Origin of the sequence: Streptomyces sp. NPDC002566 (genome assembly GCF_042889585.1) — a bacterium.
GTDB lineage: Bacteria > Actinomycetota > Actinomycetes > Streptomycetales > Streptomycetaceae > Streptomyces.
Genome location: NZ_JBIARD010000001.1, coordinates 1,476,109 through 1,492,222, shown reverse-complemented (window position 1 = coordinate 1,492,222; position 16,114 = coordinate 1,476,109). Strand labels below are relative to the sequence as shown.

Annotated in this window: 13 protein-coding genes; 6 read left to right on the top strand and 7 right to left on the bottom strand. The window is 72.3% G+C overall.

The annotated features are described in order from the left end of the window. Nucleotides 1-4 precede the first annotated feature (4 nt). The 5 genes from ACFYXA_RS06535 to ACFYXA_RS06515 all read right to left on the bottom strand — a co-directional run bounded on the left by ACFYXA_RS06535 (nucleotide 5) and on the right by ACFYXA_RS06515 (nucleotide 4,406). A complete protein-coding gene (locus tag ACFYXA_RS06535; protein ID WP_389028722.1) occupies nucleotides 5-991 on the bottom strand; it encodes an MASE1 domain-containing protein in 987 nt (328 codons plus the stop codon). Nucleotides 992-1,051: 60 nt separating this feature from the next. Then, entirely contained in the window at nucleotides 1,052-1,900 is an 849-nt protein-coding gene (locus tag ACFYXA_RS06530; protein WP_352253471.1) for a PP2C family protein-serine/threonine phosphatase, read from the bottom strand. Nucleotides 1,901-2,053: 153 nt separating this feature from the next. Then, entirely contained in the window at nucleotides 2,054-3,694 is a 1,641-nt protein-coding gene (gene pgm / locus ACFYXA_RS06525) for a phosphoglucomutase (alpha-D-glucose-1,6-bisphosphate-dependent) (protein WP_389028719.1), read from the bottom strand. 133 nt (nucleotides 3,695-3,827) lie between these two features. Then, nucleotides 3,828-4,145, bottom strand: a complete 318-nt coding sequence (locus ACFYXA_RS06520; RefSeq protein WP_389028716.1) for a hypothetical protein — start codon at nucleotides 4,143-4,145, stop codon at nucleotides 3,828-3,830. 87 nt (nucleotides 4,146-4,232) lie between these two features. Next, nucleotides 4,233-4,406, bottom strand: a complete 174-nt coding sequence (locus ACFYXA_RS06515) for a hypothetical protein (protein ID WP_352253475.1) — start codon at nucleotides 4,404-4,406, stop codon at nucleotides 4,233-4,235. Nucleotides 4,407-4,615: 209 nt separating this feature from the next. On the opposite strand from ACFYXA_RS06515, the gene ACFYXA_RS06510 reads away from it, so the two are divergent. Continuing rightward, nucleotides 4,616-5,284, top strand: a complete 669-nt coding sequence (locus ACFYXA_RS06510) for a lysophospholipid acyltransferase family protein (protein WP_389028713.1) — start codon at nucleotides 4,616-4,618, stop codon at nucleotides 5,282-5,284. 70 nt (nucleotides 5,285-5,354) lie between these two features. On the opposite strand, the gene ACFYXA_RS06505 is transcribed toward ACFYXA_RS06510, so the two are convergent. Continuing rightward, complete coding sequence (locus ACFYXA_RS06505; protein ID WP_352253618.1) at nucleotides 5,355-6,344, bottom strand: LacI family DNA-binding transcriptional regulator; 990 nt, start codon at nucleotides 6,342-6,344, stop codon at nucleotides 5,355-5,357. A 392-nt stretch (nucleotides 6,345-6,736) separates the two neighbouring features. Between ACFYXA_RS06505 and ACFYXA_RS06500 the strand changes: the two genes are divergently transcribed. The 5 genes from ACFYXA_RS06500 to ACFYXA_RS06480 all read left to right on the top strand — a co-directional run bounded on the left by ACFYXA_RS06500 (nucleotide 6,737) and on the right by ACFYXA_RS06480 (nucleotide 14,389). Continuing rightward, nucleotides 6,737-7,663: a carbohydrate ABC transporter permease gene (locus ACFYXA_RS06500; protein WP_389028710.1), complete on the top strand. Its 927-nt coding sequence runs from the start codon at nucleotides 6,737-6,739 to the stop codon at nucleotides 7,661-7,663. A 4-nt stretch (nucleotides 7,664-7,667) separates the two neighbouring features. Then, on the top strand, nucleotides 7,668-8,615 hold the full coding sequence (locus tag ACFYXA_RS06495; protein ID WP_389028707.1) for a carbohydrate ABC transporter permease: 948 nt from the start codon (nucleotides 7,668-7,670) through the stop codon (nucleotides 8,613-8,615). 105 nt (nucleotides 8,616-8,720) lie between these two features. Beyond that, complete coding sequence (locus ACFYXA_RS06490) at nucleotides 8,721-10,055, top strand: sugar ABC transporter substrate-binding protein (protein ID WP_351096668.1); 1,335 nt, start codon at nucleotides 8,721-8,723, stop codon at nucleotides 10,053-10,055. A 79-nt stretch (nucleotides 10,056-10,134) separates the two neighbouring features. Continuing rightward, a complete protein-coding gene (locus ACFYXA_RS06485) occupies nucleotides 10,135-12,180 on the top strand; it encodes a beta-galactosidase (protein WP_389028702.1) in 2,046 nt (681 codons plus the stop codon). Nucleotides 12,181-12,334: 154 nt separating this feature from the next. Beyond that, a complete protein-coding gene (locus ACFYXA_RS06480) occupies nucleotides 12,335-14,389 on the top strand; it encodes an RICIN domain-containing protein (RefSeq protein WP_389028699.1) in 2,055 nt (684 codons plus the stop codon). A 76-nt stretch (nucleotides 14,390-14,465) separates the two neighbouring features. Here the strand turns inward: ACFYXA_RS06480 and ACFYXA_RS06475 are convergent, their stop codons facing one another. Next, on the bottom strand, nucleotides 14,466-16,088 hold the full coding sequence (locus ACFYXA_RS06475) for a CHAD domain-containing protein (RefSeq protein WP_389028697.1): 1,623 nt from the start codon (nucleotides 16,086-16,088) through the stop codon (nucleotides 14,466-14,468). Nucleotides 16,089-16,114: the final 26 nt, after the last annotated feature.

Sequence of the window (16,114 nt, the reverse complement as noted above, 5' to 3'; positions counted from 1 at the left end):
GGGGTCAAGGGTCCGGAGGTGTGGGCTTCTTCGGGGGGCGGGTCGGCGGTTCGCCTGCTGTGAGGTGTTCGAGGACCTCCACCAGTTCCTGGCAGGCCCGTTCCACCGAGCGGCGCGTGTTGCGCTGCTCGGTGATCACCGCGGAGAGGAGCAGCGCGGTCAGGGCCATCGTCCCGTTGAAGGCCTGGAGCTTGATCATCACCTCGACCCGGGTGAGCCCCTCGAAGGGGCCGGACGCGTCGGTGGCCGCGACAGTGGCCACGACGGAGGCGGCGAGGGCGCACAGGATGCTGCCGACGAGCTGGAAGCGCAGGGCGGCCCAGATCAGCAGCGGGTAGACCAGGAAGAGCAGGCTGAGGCTGCTGTAGGCGGCGAGGGGGACGACGGCGACGGTGATGAGGACGAGGCCGGTGGCCTCCGGCCAGCGGGACAGGGGCGGGCGGTGGCGGGCGCCGTGGAGGAGGAGCAGCACCGGGGTGACGAGCAGGACGCCCATCGCGTCGCCGACCCACCAGGCCAGCCAGACGGGCCAGAAGGCGCTCGCCGCCAGCCGGTCGAAGAGGACCAGGACGCCGACGCCGACGGTGGCGCTGAGCAGGGTCGCGGTGAGGGCGGCGAGGAAGACCAGCGCCAGGCCGTCCCGCAACCGGGCGAGGTCGTTGCGGAAGCCCACCTTGCGCAGCATCAGGTAGGCGCAGACGGGGGCGGCCGTGTTGCCCAGGACGTTGAAGATCGCCATCGGCCGGAGCGCGGTGATCGACATGATGACGAGCAGCGATCCGAGGGCGATGCCGAGGGTGGACCGCAGCCCGAGGACCAGCAGGCAGGCGACGGCGACGCCGGAGGGCGGCCAGATGGGGGTGAAGACGGCTCCCTCGACGACGAGCTGCCGTACGAGGCCCAGTCGCCCGGCCGCGTAGTAGGCGAGGGCCACCGCCGCCGTCTCGACGGCGAGGACGCCCGCGCGGCGCAGTTCGCTGGTAGCCACCACAGCAGCCATGAGACACCGGGGCGGCCCTGACGGCGAGGCGAGCGCCGCGGCTGACCGGCCCTATGGCTGAACGCGGGGCGCCCGCGGGCCGAGGACGCCGTCGTGTCCGACGACGAGGACGGCCGCGTCGTCCTCGTGTCCCACGCGTTCGGCGCCCCGGATGACGGCGGCGGCGAGGGAGCCGGCGTCCATGCCCGCGACGGCGGCGACGCCGGCGAGCCGTACGACCTGGTCGAGGCCTTCCTCGACGCTCAGTGAGGGCCCTTCGACCACGCCGTCCGTGAGGAGGACGAAGAAGCCGCCCTTGGTGAGCCGGTAGCGGGTGACCGGGTACGCCACGTGCTCCAGGACGCCCAGTGGCGGCCCTCCCTCGTCCTCGGCGACGCCGGACCTGCCGTCGGCGGTGGCCCACACGCAGGGGATGTGACCGGCCCGGGCGCTCTCCAGCAGGCCGGTGACCGGGTCGAGGCGCATGAAGGTGCAGGTGGCGAAGAGGTCGCTGCCGAGGGAGAGGAGCAGCTCGTTGGTGCGGGCGAGGAGTTCGCCGGGCTCGCCGGTGACGGAGGCCAGCGCGCGCAGTCCGACGCGCACCTGGCCCATGAAGGCGGTCGCCTCGATGTTGTGGCCCTGGACGTCGCCGACGGACAGGCCGACGCGGCCGTCGGGCATGGTGAAGGCGTCGTACCAGTCGCCGCCCACGTTGAGGCCGTGGCAGGCGGGGGCGTAGCGGACGGCGAGGCGGACGCCGCGGGGCGTGGGCAGGTCCCTGGGGAGCATGCCGCGCTGGAGGGCGATGGCCAGCTCGACGCGGGTGCGTTGGAGTTCCGCGCGTTCGCGCGCCTGGGCGGTGAGCGATCCGAGTCTGGCCAGCAGCTCGTCGTCTTCGTCCGTGGTGCGCTTGCGGGGCATGGATCACCTCGGAGGGACGGTTGCCCTTTCGGGGCGAACGCCACCATGGGACGTAAAAGCGTCATCTTTTACGTCTAATGGATGATAGCGACCCGGGCGGCGGCCCGTGGTGTCGTGCAGTCGCCACCACGGCCCGCCGCCCCTTGACCCCGGTCAGCCGCCGAGCGCCGCCATGACCACGTCCTTCGCCTCCTCCTGCACCTGGGCGAGGTGGTCGGGGCCGTGGAAGGACTCGGCGTAGATCTTGTAGACGTCCTCGGTGCCCGAGGGGCGGGCGGCGAACCATGCGTGGTCGGTGGTCACCTTGATGCCGCCGAGGGCCGCGCCGTTGCCCGGGGCCTCGGTGAGCACACCCGTGACGGGGTCCCCGGCGAGGGTGTCGGCGGTGACCTGCGCGGGCGAGAGCTTGGCGAGCAGCGCCTTCTCCTCGCGGGTCGCCGGGGCGTCGACGCGGGCGTAGGCGGGCGCGCCGAAGCGGGCCGTCAGCGCGGCGTAGTGCTCGGAGGGGGTCTTGCCGGTGACGGCGGTGATCTCGGAGGCGAGCAGCGCCAGGATGATGCCGTCCTTGTCGGTGGTCCACACCGAGCCGTCGCGGCGCAGGAACGACGCGCCCGCCGACTCCTCGCCGCCGAACCCGAGCGAGCCGCCGGCCAGGCCGTCCACGAACCACTTGAAGCCGACGGGCACCTCCACGAGGCGGCGGCCGAGGTCGCCGGCGACGCGGTCGATCATGGAGGACGACACCAGGGTCTTGCCGATCCCGGCGTCGGCGGGCCACTGCTCGCGGTGGGAGTAGAGGTAGGAGATGGCGGCGGCCAGGTAGTGGTTGGGGTTCATCAGGCCGGCGTCGGGGGTGACGATGCCGTGCCGGTCGGCGTCGGCGTCGTTGCCCGTGGCGATCTGGAACCGGTCCCGCTGGTCGATGAGGGAGGCCATCGCGTAGGGCGAGGAGCAGTCCATGCGGATCTTGCCGTCCCAGTCCAGCGTCATGAACCGCCAGGTGGGGTCGGTGAGCGGGTTGACCACGGTGAGGTCGATCCGGTGCTGCTCGGCGATGCGGCCCCAGTAGGCGACGGAGGCCCCGCCGAGGGGGTCCGCGCCGATGCGGACGCCGGCGGCGCGGATCGCGTCGAGGTCCAGGACGGCCGGGAGGTCGGCGACGTAGGCGCCGAGGAAGTCGTGGCGGCCGGTGCCGGGGGCGGTGAGCGCCCGCGCGTAGGGGATGCGGCGTACGTCCTTGAGGCCGGCCGCGATGATCTCGTTGGCCCGGTCCTGGATCCAGGAGGTGGCGTCGGAGCCGGCGGGGCCGCCGCTGGGCGGGTTGTACTTGAAGCCGCCGTCGGCGGGCGGGTTGTGCGAGGGGGTGACGACCACGCCGTCCGCGAGGCCGGCGGTGCGGCCGCGGTTGTGGGTGAGGATGGCGTGCGACACGGCCGGGGTGGGCGTGTAGCCGTCGGCGCTGTCGATGAGCACCGTGACGTCGTTGGCGGCGAACACCTCCAGGGCGGTGACGCGGGCGGGCTCGGACAGGGCGTGCGTGTCGGCCCCGAGGAAGAGGGGGCCGTCGGTGCCCTGGGCGGTGCGGTACTCGCAGATGGCCTGGCTGGTGGCGGCGATGTGGTCCTCGTTGAACGCGGTGTTCAGGGAGGAGCCGCGGTGCCCCGAGGTGCCGAACGCGACCCGCTGCGCGGGGTCGGCCGGGTCGGGGTGCAGCGCGTAGTACGCGGTGACCAGCCTGGCGACGTCGACGAGGTCCTCGGGGCCGGCCGGCCGACCCGCTCGTTCGTGCTGCATGGTCCGTTCCTCCGCATGAGTGTGATCCGTCGCTCGCCGTCTCATCTTTCCTCGTGACGGCGGGGGCACGCGAGGGGGGTCGGCCGGCCGGGCGGGGGACGCCGTGCGGCGCCCCGGTCGGAAAGCCCGCGGTTCAGACCTCGGAGTCGATGCCGGTGACGACCGCGGGACCCAGTGGGGCCGCTCCGTCGTCGAGTCCGGCGTCGCGCAGGGCCGAGTCGGCGAGCTCGCGCGCCTCCTCTTCGGCGTGGGGGACGCTGTCGGCCTCGACGGTGAGGCGGATGGTGAAGGTGCCGTCCTCGTTCACGGTGAGGGCGTCGAGATCCTCGGAGGCTCCCATCCGGGTGCGGTGCGGGTCGGTGGGGCGCAGACTGCGGCTGAGGTGTGCTCGGGTGTCCTCCTCGACGGTGGTGGTGAACGTGCCGGGCACGGTGATCACGTAGGTCGTCATGGTGGTCCTTTCCTCGGATCCTCTCCCGCGTACCCAGACCTGGCGGGCGGCATGGCCCGTCCCGGGCGGGGACGGGCCGTGCCGCGGTCAGCGTCTGCCGCGGACCGACCAGCCGCTGCCGACGCCGGCGAGGTGGAGGGCCAGCAGGGTCAGGCCGAGGAGCATGACGTTGACGGAGGTGAAGGCGTCATTGGTCGAGATCTCCGCCGCGTTGATGAGGAAGGCGATGAAGAACGCCACTGCCGCGATGATGGCGAGCACGGATGTCCGTCCCTTCGGTCGTGTGGATGCGCTGTGTGGTGACTTGGTGTCCCTGTTCCCGGATGCCCCCGAGCGGGCGGTGAACACGGCTCGCGGTGGGCGCAGTTAGCGGCGTTTCTGAGTAGCCGTACTCAGGCGCGGGTGGGTGGCCGCCGGGAGACTGAGGGCCACCGCGCTTCGCGCAACGCCCCGAGTGGAAAGGCCTTGTCGTGCTCACTCGCGCCGCCTCCGTCCTGGTGCCCCTCTTCGGACGCCTCACCGTGACCAGCGAACTGAGGATGCGTCTGCCGGCGGGGACCATCTTCGCCGCCAACCACGACTCACTGGCCGACCCCGCGGTCGTCCTGAGCGCGCTGCGCTCGCTGGGCGTGGAGCCGGTCGTGATGGCCGCGGCGGGGCTGTGGCGGGTGCCGGTGCTCGGCCGGGCGCTGGCCCGCGAGGGGCACATCCCGGTGCACCGCCGCTCGGCGCGCGCCGCGCACGCGCTCGACGCCGCCGCCGAGGCGCTCGCGGGCGGACGGCACGTGCTGCTCTACGGCGAGGGCGGGCTCCCGGGGCGCAGGGACGCCACCCCCGGCCCGCCGGAGGCGTTCCGCACCGGGCTCGCGCGCCTCGCGCAGGTTTCCGGCGCGCTGGTGGTGCCCGTGGGCCATGTCGGCGCCCGCCGGATCTCCTCGGGCTCCACGGCGAAGCAGCTGGCCGGCGTCCTGACGGCCCCGGTGCGCCGCCCGCGCTGCCACGTCCACGTCGGAGCGCCGCTCAGACTCCCCACCGAGGCCGACACCGGTACGGCGGCGGCCCGCCGGGCGGTCACGGTGGCGTGGCGTACGGCGGCCCGCGCGGTGGGCGACCGGGAGGCACAGCTCCACCTCGTCTGACGCCGGCCGCCCAGCCCTCGGGAAGAAGAGACGACTCGGGGGCCTGACGGCCCCTCAGTGCGTCCGGCCCTCAACTCGTAGGCGGCGGCGCCGTGCTGGAGCGCAGGACCAGGCGGGTCGGCACCAGGGTGGTCCCGTGTTCGGGGCCGTCCCGGCGCATCTTGCGCAGGACGGCCTGGACGCAGAGGCGGCCGACCTCGGCGAAGTCCTGGTGGAGCGTGGTGAGCGGGGGCTGGAAGGAGCCCGCCTCGGGGATGTCGTCGAAGCCGATGACGCTGACGTCCTCGGGGACGCGGCGTCCGCGTTCGTGCAGGGCGCGCAGCAGGCCGAGCGCCATCTGGTCGTTGGCCGCGAAGACGGCGGTGCAGTCCTCGCGCGCGGCGATCTCCAGGCCGGCCCGGTAGCCGGACTCCGCCGACCAGTCGCCCCGCACGACGGGCGGCGCGGGGCGGCCGGCCTCGGTGAGGGCGCCGCGCCAGGCGTCCGCGCGGCGCTGGGCGGCGAAGGAGCCCTCGGGGCCGGCGAGGTGCCAGACGGTGGCGTGGCCGAGGTCGAGCAGATGCTGGACGGCGGTGCGGGTGCCGCCGGCCTGGTCGGTGTCGACGACCGTGTAGTGGCTGCCGGCGTCGGAGTCGACGACCACGACCTGGACGTGCGGCGGGAGGGTGACCGTGGCCGCGTCGAGGAGGTGCACCTCCATGATCACGATCACCGCGTCGACGGCGAGCTCCTCCAGCCGGGAGAACGCGCCGCGCACCTCGTCCTGGGTGGGGACGGCGACCGGCAGCAGGGTGACGGCGTACCCCTCGGCGGCGGCGGAGGTCGCGATGGCCTCCAGGGTGCGGACGTTTCCGGTGGTGGAGAGGGTGAAGGTGATGACGCCGATGGTGCGGAACTCGCCGCGCTTGAGGGCCCGGGCCGCGCTGTTGGGGCGGTAGCCCAGCTCCTTCATCGCCGCCAGCACCTGCTGCCGGGTCTCCTCGTTGACGCCGGCGTAGCCGTTGGAGACCCGGGAGACCGTCTGGGAGGAGACGCCCGCGAGGCGGGCCACGTCCGCCATGGAGGCGGTGGTCCGGCGCCGCGACCGCGTCCGCCGCGCGGCGACGCCCGCCGCGGGCAGGGTTTCCGGCAGCCCGGAGACGCGCCCGTGAGCGTCCCCGCCCGGGCCCCGCGCCGTCCCGGTCTCGTCCGCCCGGGATCTTCCCGCCATCTCCACTGCGCAGCCCGACCTTTCTTCCACCGCGGCACCCCATGGTCTCCCCGCGGTCTCCCCAGAGGACCCTTGACCATGGTTATCGGGGCAGTGTAGACATGCCGCCATCAGATGTTTACGTAAACATAACAGGCGATCGCCCCTTTCGCGGCGCTGATGTTTGCGTAAACATCCTGGCGGTGCGCGCAGCAGGCCGGCGCGGCGCCGCGGGCTCCAGGACGGGACGAACGAGGAACGACATGACGACGCTGCAACCGCCGGCGGCCGCCGCACCACGGCCGGCTCCTCCCCCGGCGAGACGGGACCGACGCTCCTGGGCGGGGTGGGGGTTCCTGGGTCCCTTCGTGGCCGTGTTCGCCCTGGTCTTCCTGGCCCCGATCGGTTACTCGATCTACCTCAGCCTCTTCCGCGACCAGCTCATCGGCGGCACCACCTTCGTCGGCCTGGACAACTACACCCAGGCCCTGAAGGACCACCAGTTCTGGGACTCCCTGGCCCGCGTGGCGCTCTTCCTCGCCGTCCAGGTGCCGATCATGCTCGGCATCGCCCTGCTGGTGGCCCTCGCGCTGGACAGCGGGCGGCTCTACGGCAAGAGCTTCTTCCGCATCACGATCTTCCTTCCGTACGCGGTGCCCGCCGTGGTCGCCACCCTCATGTGGGGCTTCATGTACGGCACCAAGTACGGCCTGGTGGGAGACGTCAACGAGGCGTTCGGCGTCTCGCTGCCCGACCCGCTCTCCCCCGACCTGGTGCTGGCCTCCATCGGCAACATCGTGACCTGGGAGTTCGTCGGCTACAACATGCTGATCTTCTACTCTGCGCTGCGCGTCATCCCGCACTCGCTGTACGAGGCCGCGGAGATCGACGGCGCCGGGCAGATCCGCGTGATCACCGCGATCAAGCTGCCGGCGATCCGGGGCGCCCTCGTCATCGCGACGATCTTCTCGATCATCGGCAGCTTCCAGCTCTTCAACGAGCCGAACATCCTGCGCCCGCTGGCCCGCAACGCCATCACCACGGACTACACCCCGAACTTCTACACGTACTCGCTGTCCTTCAACGGCCAGCAGCACAACTACTCCGCGACGGTGGCCATCATCATGGGCCTCATCACGATGGTGATCGCCTACGTCGTGCAGCTGCGCGGCATGCGCAAGGGAGCGTGACCCGATGAGCAGCCCTCTCACCACCGCCTCCCCCACCCCGGCCGTCGCGACCACCGACGCCCCCAAGGCCGCCCCCCGGCTGCGCGGGCCGCGCCGGCACAGCGTCCAAAAGCCGCGCCGCAGCGTCCTGTTGACGGTGCTGACCTCGCTGATCGTCCTGTACACCGTGGTGCCGCTGATCTGGCTGGCCGTCAACGCCACCAAGACGCAGGCGGGTCTGGCCGACTCCAGCGGTCTGTGGTTCAGCGACGACTTCGCCCTCTGGGACAACATCCGCGACACGTTCACGTACGACGACGGTGTGTTCGGCCGCTGGCTGCTCAACACCCTGCTCTACGTGGTGCTCGGCGCGGGCGGCGCCACCTTCCTCGCGGTGCTGGGCGGTTACGCGCTGGCGAAGTTCGACTTCCCCGGGAAGCGCGGCGTGTTCGCCGTCGTCATCGGCGCGGTCGCCGTCCCCGGCACGGCGCTCGCGGTGCCCACATTCCTGATGTTCAGCAAGATGGGCCTCACCGACACCCCGTGGGCGGTGATCATCCCCTCGCTGGTGTCCCCGTTCGGCCTGTACCTGATGTGGGTCTTCGCCTCCGAGGCGATCCCGACCGAACTGCTGGAGGCCGCCCGCATCGACGGGGCCGGCGAGGCCCGCACGTTCTTCCGGGTCGCCCTGCCGCTGCTGGCCCCCGGCATCGTGACGGTGCTGCTGTTCACGACCGTGGCCACCTGGAACAACTACTTCCTGCCGCTCATCATGCTCAAGGACCCGGACTGGTACCCGCTGACCCTGGGGCTGAGCGCCTGGAACGCGCAGGCCGAGACCATCGGCGGCGAGGTGATCTTCAACCTGGTGATCACCGGTTCGCTGCTCACCATCCTGCCGCTGATCGCCGCCTTCCTGCTGCTGCAGAAGTACTGGCAGTCCGGTCTGGCCGCCGGAAGCGTCAAGGAGTGACCCCGCGGCCCGGCGGCCGCCCCTGAGCCCCCCATGGCGCACCACTGCCTCCCACGCACTTCACCCTCACACCCTCACCCACCACCAAGAAGCGGAAGCACCTCCATGCACAGAAGGACCAGCCGCGCGCTGCGTGGCCTCGCTCTCCTCTCCACGCTCGCCCTGGGCGCCACCGCCTGCGGCGGCTCCGACGACAGCTCGGACCAGAAGGCGGTCTCCGCCGGCGACGTCAAGGCCGCCCTGGAGAAGGGCGGCACGGTGACGGTGTGGGCCTGGGAGCCCACGCTGAAGACGGTCGCCGCCGACTTCCAGAAGAAGTACCCCAAGGTCAAGATCAACCTGGTCAGCGAGCGGTCCGGCGACAAGCACTACACCGCGCTGTCGAACGCGATCTCGGCCGAGAAGGGCGTGCCCGACATCGCCCAGGTCGAGTACTTCGCGGTGAGCCAGTACTCCCTCACCAAGGGCCTGACCGACCTCAAGCCGTTCGGCGCGGACAAGCTCGCCTCCAAGTACACCCCGGGCCCGTGGAACGCGGTCAGCGAGGGCGACGCCGTATACGGCCTGCCGATGGACTCCGGCCCCATGGCGCTGTTCTACAACAAGAAGGTCTTCGACAAGTACAAGATCGCCGTCCCGACCACCTGGGACGAGTACGTCGAGGCCGCCCGCAAGCTGCACAAGGCCGACCCCAAGGTCTACATCGCCAACGACGCGGGCGACGCCGGCTTCACCACCAGCATGCTGTGGCAGGCCGGTTCGCGCCCCTACAAGGTCGACGGCACCAAGGTGAAGGTCGACTTCGCCGACGCGGGCGCCAAGAAGTACACGGACACCTGGCAGAAGCTCCTCGACGAGAAGCTCCTCGCGCCCGTCAACGGCTGGACCGACGACTGGTACAAGGGCCTCGGCGACGGCACCATCGCCACCCTGGCCTCCGGCGCCTGGATGCCCGCCAACTTCGTCACCGGCGTCCCGAACGCCAAGGGCGACTGGCGCGCGGCCCCCATGCCGGCCTGGACCAAGGGCGACAAGGCGAGCGCGGAGAACGGCGGCAGCTCGCTGACGCTGCCCACGCTGGGCAAGAACAAGGAACTCGCCTACGCCTTCGCCGAGTACGCCAACGCCGGTGACGGCGTGAAGACCCGCGTCAAGCAGGGCGCCTTCCCGGCGACCACCGCGGAGCTGCAGTCCACCGAGTTCCAGTCGACCAAGTTCGACTACTTCGGCGGCCAGGAGGCGAACAAGATCTTCGCCGAGTCCGCGGCCAACGTCGCGAGCGACTGGTCGTACCTGCCCTTCCAGCAGTACGCCAACTCGATCTTCAACGACACCGTCGGCAAGGCCTACGTCGGCGGCAAGAAGCTGACGGACGGTCTGAAGGCCTGGCAGGACGCCTCCGTCAAGTACGGCAAGGAGCAGGGCTTCACCGTCGAGTAGCCCTCGGCACGCAAGTCCGCCGGGCGGCGCGGCACGTCGGCCGCGCCGCCCCCGCGCACCCCCATCCGGAAGGACCGCCATGATCTCCACCCTCCAGTCCCGCATGCTGCGCGGGGCGGACGGTGACCCCGCCCCGCGTCTGGCCTACGGCGCCGACTACAACCCCGAGCAGTGGCCCCGGGACGTGTGGGAGGAGGACGTCCGGCTGATGCGCGAGGCCGGCGTCACCGTCGTGTCCGTCGCGATCTTCTCCTGGGCGCGCCTTCAGCCGGGCCCCGAGGAGTGGGACTTCGGCTGGCTTGACGAGGTCATGGACTTGCTGCACGCGGGCGGCATCGGCGTCGACCTGGCCACCGCCACCGCCTCCCCGCCGCCCTGGCTGACCGCCGCCCACCCGGAGATCCTGCCGGTGACGGCGAACGGCGAGACGCTGTGGCCGGGGGCGCGCCAGCACTGGCGGCCGACCTCGCCCGTCTTCCGCGAGCACGCCCTGCGCCTGGTCCGCGAGATGGCGAACCGCTACAAGGACCATCCGGCGCTGGTCGCCTGGCACGTCTCCAACGAGCTGGGCTGCCACAACGTCTACGACTTCTCCGACGACGCGGCCCGCGCCTTCCGGACCTGGCTGCGCGCCCGCTACGGCACCCTCGACGCCCTCAACCACGCCTGGGGGACGGCGTTCTGGTCGCAGCGCTACAGTGACTGGGAGCAGATCCTGCCGCCGCGGCTCGCCGCCTCGCACCCCAACCCGACCCAGCAGCTGGACTTCAAGCGGTTCTCCTCCGACGCGCTCAAGGACCATCTGCGCGCCGAGCGGGACATCCTCCGCGAGATCACCCCGGACGTGCCGATCACCACCAACTTCATGGTGATGGGCGGCACCAAGGGCATGAACTACCCGGAGTGGGCCGACGAGATCGACTTCGTCTCCAACGACCACTACGTCCACCCCGGCCCGCAGGACCGCGACGAGCTGTCCTTCTCCGCGAACCTGGTCAGCGGCATCGCGGGCGGCCGGCCCTGGTTCCTGATGGAGCACTCCACCAGCGCCGTCAACTGGCAGCACGTCAACGTGGCGAAGCGGCCCGGCGATCTGGCCCGCGACTCGCTGCTGCACGTGGCGCACGGCGCGGACGCGGTGTGCTTCTTCCAGTGGCGGCAGTCCGCGGCCGGCGCGGAGAAGTACCACTCGGCGATGGTTCCGCACGCCGGCCCCGACAGCGACCTCTTCCGCGCGGTGCGTGACCTCGGCGCCACCCTCAAGTCCCTGGCCCCCGTGGCCGGTTCGGAGCGGGAGTGCGCCGCCGTCGGCATCCTCTACGACTGGGAGTCGTGGTGGGCGAGCGAGCAGGACTCCCACCCCACCGCGCTGCTCGACTACCGGCAGGAGGCGCTCGACTGGTACTCGGCGCTGCTCGCCCTGGGCGTCCGCGCCGACCTCGTCACCACCCGCGCCGACCTCTCCCGGCACCAGGTGCTGATCGCCCCCGTGCTGCACATGGTGCCCGCCGAGCTCGCCAAGGAGCTGACCCGGTACGCCGAGCAGGGCGGTCACCTCGTCACCACCTACTTCTCCGGCGTCGTCGACCAGAACGACCATGTCTGGCTGGGCGGTTACCCGGGCGCCCTGCGCGAGCTGCTCGGCATCCGCGTCGAGGAGTTCGGGCCGCTGCTCGACGGGCAGAGCGTGGAGCTGGACGACGGCGGCACCGGCACTCTGTGGACCGACCAGGTCGACGTCGCCGACGACGACACCGAGGTCCTCGTCCGCTACCGCACGGGCACGCACGCCGGCCGGCCCGCCGTCACCCGCCGGGTCACGGAGCGGGGCTCCGCCTCCTACGTCTCCACCCGCCTCGGCGTCGACGGGCTCGTCCCGCTGCTGCCGCGGCTGCTGGAGCCGGCCGGGGTGCGCAGCGAACTGCCGGCCGAGCTCCGCGGACGGGTCGAGCTGACCGTCCGCCGAAACGCCTCGGAGCGCTTCCTGTTCCTGGTCAACCGCACCGACGCCGCGGTGCCGGTGACCGCTCTGGACGGCGAGGTCCTGCTCGGCGCCCGCGACGAGGGCGGCGCGCTCGTCCTGGGGCCGCGCGAGGTCGCCGTACTGCGCCGGCCCGCTGGCTGAGCGCGAACGCGCCCGCACCACCTCGCAGCACCCGCACCACCTCCATGACTCCTCGGCGTGGGCACGGCCTCCGTGTCCGCGCCGGGGGCCATCCCCTCCCGCTCTGGCGGCGGGAGGGGCCCACGCAGCGACCGCACCGCAGTTGGGAGCACAGATGGCACGCCGTATCCGCAGCAGACGGTCCCTCGGGGCCGCGGCACTGACCGCCCTGGCCACCGGGGCCGCCCTGCTCAGCGTCCCCGCGCAGGCCGAGGCCGCCTCGTCGGTCACCGTTCGGCCGGACCCGTCGTACCAGCAGGAGAGGTTCGAGGGCTGGGGCACCAGCCTGGTCTGGTTCGCCAACGCCACCGGCGACTACCCGCCGGCGATCCGCGAGAAGCTGGCGAAGCTCCTCTTCGACGACGACGGCCTCGCGCTGAACATCGCCCGCTACAACGTCGGCGGCGGCAACGCCCCCGACGTCAGGGACTATCTGCGCGCCGGCGGCGCCGTCGAGGGCTGGTGGAAGGCCCCCGCGGGCACCACCCGCGAGGACACCGACTGGTGGAGCGCCGACGACCCGGCCGACTGGAACGCCGACGCGGACGCCACCCAGCGCTGGTGGGTGGACCGCATCAAGAAGGACATCACCCACTGGGAGACGTTCAGCAACTCGCCGCCCTGGTTCATGACGGTCAGCGGCTACGTCTCCGGCGGATTCGACTCGGGCGCCGATCAGTTGAAGACCGAGTCGGTCGACGACTTCGCCGCCTACATGGCCGGCGCGACCAAGCGGCTGGAGCGGGCGCACGGCATCAAGGTCAAGACCGTCGACCCGTTCAACGAGCCGAACACCACCTACTGGGGCACCCGGCTGGGCGCGGACGGCCGGCCCGTCGGCGGCCGTCAGGAGGGCGCCCACATCGGGCCCGGGCTCCAGCAGAAGGTCCTCGCCGCGCTGGACCCGGCGCTGAAGAAGGTGAAGACCAACGCGCGGATCTCGGCCATGGACGAGACCAACCCCGGCATCTTCGCGCAGAACTGGAACTCCTACTCCCAGGCGTCGCGCGACCTGGTCGACCAGATGAACGTCCACACCTACGGCACCGGGCAGCGCACCACCGTGCGCGACCAGGCCAAGGCCGCCGGCAAGACGCTGTGGATGAGCGAGGTCGAGGGCGACTGGGGCGACGGGCAGAGCTTCACCGACATGCGCCCGGGCCTCGGCCTGGCCCAGCAGATCGTCAACGACCTGCGTGAACTGGAGCCCAGCGCCTGGGTGTTCTGGCAGCCGGTCGAGGACTACGACAACATGAAGCCGGGCGGCGAGTCCGCCAAGGGCGGCAACTGGGGTTCCATCCAGCTCCCGTTCAGCTGCACCTCGAAGGACACGCTGCAGAGCTGCCCCATCCACACGAACACCAAGTTCGACACCGCCCGCAACTTCACCCACTTCATCAAGCCCGGCGACCGGCTGATCAAGGTCGACGACACCTCCAGCGCCGCCGCCGTGACCGCGGACGGCAAGGGCCTGTCGCTCGTCCACGTCAACAGCACCGCCGAGGCCCGCACGGTCACCATCGACCTGTCGAAGTTCCGCAAGATCAGGGACGGGGCGACCGTCACCCCGGTCGTCACCAGCGCCGACGGCAAGCTCCAGGAGAAGGCCCCGGTCGAGGTCAGCGACGGCAAGGCCTCCTTCACCGTGCCGGCCCAGTCGGTGACCTCCTTCGCCGTCACCGGCGTGTCCGACGCCGCGAAGGACGCCCCGGTGGTCCGCGAGGGCCGCACCTACACCCTGACCGGCGTCCAGAGCGGCAAGGCGGTCACCGTCGCGCCCGACGGCACCTCCCTGGTCATCGGCACGGCCAACGGCTCCGCCGCGCAGCAGTGGCGGCTGGACGCCCGCTACGGCGCCACCGACGGCGCCCGTCAGCGGTACGTGTTCGCCAACCCGGCGCAGGGCAAGCGCCTCGCCGTCCGGGGCAACGTGCCGGTGGTCGAGCCCGACACCGGTGTGCGCGACGCGGCCACCGAGTGGATCCTGTCCACCACCGGCGACGGCACCTGGACCCTGGTGAACCCGGCGAGCAGCCGTGTCCTCGAGGTCGGCGGGCAGGCCACCGACGAAGGCGCCGCCGTGACCACCTGGCAGCCCAACTCCGGCGCCAACCAGCGCTGGAAGGTCACGGACGTGACCGCTTCGGCGAAGGGCACGAACGCCTCCTGACCCGCGCGCCCGCAGCGCCCTGAACGACCCGCGCCCGCACCGTGTCCCTCACGATGCGGGCGCGGGTCGTGGCGGGTCAGGCCTTGCGCGGGCGGGCGCGGGCGGCCGCGCGCCACAGCTCCGGCAGGCTCTCCTCGCGGGCCTCCGCCGCGGCCTGCTCCCGGCCGTACAGCAGACCCCAGGTGAAGCCGGGTTCACCGGCGGCGTGGGCGGCCACCGCGTGGCGGCGCAGGGCGTCGCGCGCGACCACGCCGTCATGGTGGTCGCCGAGCGCCTTCTGCACCGACTTGACGGTCTTGCTCAGGCGCTTCGCCGGCTTGCCGAGGGCGGGACGGGCCGCCTCGGCGGCGTAGCGCAGGCGCTTGGCCTTCTTGCGGGCCTCGTGGAGCGCGGCGTCGCGCTCGGGGCCCGCGGGCGTGCGCAGCGCCCGGTCGACCCGGTCCGCGAGCCGGTCGAACTCCTTGCCGAGCGCCTTGGGCAGCGCCTTCGCCGCCTTCTTGGAGGCCCCGGCCCGCAGGGGCGGGTCGGCGACGATCCGGTCCAGCGTGTCCAGGAGGGCGACGTACCGGGGTGAGGACAGGGCGGCGAGGCTGCGTTCGCGGGCCTCGGCGGCCTTCGTGACGTCCCAGGCCTGGAGGCGGGCGGAGACGGGGCCGAGGACCAGTTCGCCGGGCAGCCGGTCCACGCCCTCGCGCAGCCGCTGGGCCAGGACCTCCTGGTCGCGCTCGGCGCCCAGCTCGCCGCCGAGCCATCGCAGGTCGGCCCGGACGGGATCGGTGACCTCGCGGTCGACGAGGGAGCGGTAGCAGCGCAGGCAGCTGCGCAGCCGGCGGCAGGCGACCCGCATCCGGTGCACCGAGTCGGGCAGGCCGCGCCGTACCGCCGGGTCGAGGTCGACGAGGGCGCGGACGTGCTCGGTGAAGTAGGCGTGGAACTCCGCGCCGGCGGTGCCCGGGCGGGGGCCGGAGGCGGTACGTGGCGCGCTCTTCGGGCCGGAGCCGCCGGCCGCGTCGGCGGCGGTGTCGCTCAGCGCGCGGGCCAGTTTGGACGCGGACCCCGAGCGGGTGAAGCCCTCGGCGCCGAGCGCGTTCTCCACGCGGTCCAGCAGGGCGGGGTCGCCGTGACCGGCCGCCAGTTCGACCTCGAGCTCCGCCCAGGAGGCGTGGCCGCCCTCCGGGCGCAGCGAGTCGGCGTCCACCCGGTCCAGGGCGACCTCCGCGAGGACCGTGCCGTCGGCGTCCACGAGGTCGCGCACGCTGCGCCGGGAGCGGATGCGTACGACGGGCTGGAGGCGGGCGCCGCGGGTCCGGGACAGCGCCAGCTCGCGCAGCCGCTCGGGGACGCCGTCCTGGAGGGGGGCGCGGATCTCGTCCCGGTCGTCGCCGGGCAGCGGCAGCTTGAGGTGCCAGCCGGCGTCGGGGCCGCCGGTGCGGCGGCGCAGGGTCGCGGCGGAGCGGGCCAGCCGCAGGTCGTCGGTGTCGTAGTACACCGCGTCCAGGTCGTGCGCGCCGCCGTCGACGAGCGAGAGGCCGGGGCTTTCGGCCCTGGCCCGCTTCTTGCCCTTGTCCTTGCTCGTGCCCTTGGTCTTGTTCTTGCCGTCGGCGCCCTTGCCCTCACGCGACAGGGCGGCCAGCGTCGGAAAGCCGCCGGTGTCCGGCACCTCGTACTTCCGTTCCGTCTCCCGCGTCGACTGCGTCATGTCTCCCCGGTAGACACAATGGACGA

Coding starts and splice junctions, on each gene's coding strand:
- ACFYXA_RS06530 (WP_352253471.1), bottom strand. CDS start 1,900: ATGCCCCGCAAGCGCACCACGGACGAAGACGACGAGCTGCTGGCCAGA.
- pgm (WP_389028719.1), bottom strand. CDS start 3,694: ATGCAGCACGAACGAGCGGGTCGGCCGGCCGGCCCCGAGGACCTCGTC.
- ACFYXA_RS06520 (WP_389028716.1), bottom strand. CDS start 4,145: ATGACGACCTACGTGATCACCGTGCCCGGCACGTTCACCACCACCGTC.
- ACFYXA_RS06505 (WP_352253618.1), bottom strand. CDS start 6,344: ATGGCGGACGTGGCCCGCCTCGCGGGCGTCTCCTCCCAGACGGTCTCC.
- ACFYXA_RS06500 (WP_389028710.1), top strand. CDS start 6,737: ATGACGACGCTGCAACCGCCGGCGGCCGCCGCACCACGGCCGGCTCCT.
- ACFYXA_RS06495 (WP_389028707.1), top strand. CDS start 7,668: ATGAGCAGCCCTCTCACCACCGCCTCCCCCACCCCGGCCGTCGCGACC.
- ACFYXA_RS06490 (WP_351096668.1), top strand. CDS start 8,721: ATGCACAGAAGGACCAGCCGCGCGCTGCGTGGCCTCGCTCTCCTCTCC.
- ACFYXA_RS06485 (WP_389028702.1), top strand. CDS start 10,135: ATGATCTCCACCCTCCAGTCCCGCATGCTGCGCGGGGCGGACGGTGAC.
- ACFYXA_RS06480 (WP_389028699.1), top strand. CDS start 12,335: ATGGCACGCCGTATCCGCAGCAGACGGTCCCTCGGGGCCGCGGCACTG.
- ACFYXA_RS06475 (WP_389028697.1), bottom strand. CDS start 16,088: ATGACGCAGTCGACGCGGGAGACGGAACGGAAGTACGAGGTGCCGGAC.